At 43.1% G+C, this 993-nt stretch carries 1 protein-coding gene and 1 pseudogene; one reads left to right on the top strand and one right to left on the bottom strand.

Going from position 1 to position 993, the window contains the following annotated elements; all coding sequences use genetic code 11:
* Nucleotides 1-645 (bottom strand): efflux transporter transcriptional repressor VdeR (gene vdeR, locus R7R78_RS24640; RefSeq protein ID WP_225474438.1); only part of this gene is annotated, 645 nt, incomplete at its 3' end.
* Nucleotides 646-795: 150 nt separating this feature from the next.
* Here vdeR and R7R78_RS24635 point away from each other — a divergent pair.
* Nucleotides 796-993, top strand: a pseudogene (locus R7R78_RS24635) (efflux RND transporter periplasmic adaptor subunit); the annotation flags it as partial.

Raw genomic sequence — 993 nt, 5'->3', positions numbered from 1 at the left:
GATCCCAAATTGAGAGGCCATAATGGTATTAAACAATTCCCAATGCTTGATCAGCAGTTTTTCGCGATTATCTGCAATATCCGGCCATGTTTCTTGCATCATTGGTGCGAGACTGACAGCACCATGTGCGAAGATCAACATTTGCCACTTTGATTCCCACTGATCAAACTGTGCATTAGGGTTTTCGCTGTTGTACTGCTCGAAAATTCCGGTAAATATCGCAGCGAACTCATCTTTTGACTTTAAGAAATACTGCAGCAGAGCACCGTCATCGCCTTGTCGAATGGCATCGGCGATCATCTGTACTGGATGAGGATTGACGAGAGCAAATGCTAGCATGCGAACCATAAACAGATAAATTTTTCTATTCGAAGGTGTGTTCTCCGGCATTTCATTGATGAGTTCAGCCATATAGCACTGCATGAACTCGTCCATTGCATCGCTAACCGCTTGCCAGATTTTCTCTTTGCTGCCGAAGTGATGACGAATCAAACTATGTGATACACCCGCCTTTTCGCTGATGTTTCTTAGCGAGACTCGCTCGTAACCCAGCTCACAAAACATATCTGCAGCGACCTTAAGGATCAGACACTTAGTTTGTTCTGCGGCTTCAGCGCTACGTCGGCCTTGCTTTCTTACATTCATAGTTCGATTTTTCCCGAATATTAATCAACGTGCCTACTTTTACCAGAAACCGAACGCTTTGACTAATTAATTTGCTATCCATGTGGAAAATATGTTGATCAATATTCAATTCTGCCTATACTGCACGACTGTGTAGTAAATTTTAAGTCTATGGAGAAGCCAGGGCGAAAACAAACTATAAAGCACACTTTGATTGGCGCTGTGGTGACGTTAAGTCTCTCTACGTTGCTGACAGGGTGTAATAAAGCCATATCAGAACCGGCAGAGCCTTTAATCAAACCCGTTAAATTACTTGCTGTTAAAGATCTTACGGTTGACGACTCTGACGCTTTTCTTGCGCGTATTGAT

The sequence above is a fragment of the Vibrio sp. 2134-1 genome, from assembly GCF_033339495.1.
The sequence above is the reverse complement of the archived record's forward strand: the minus strand, read 5'-3'. Positions and strand labels throughout refer to the sequence as shown.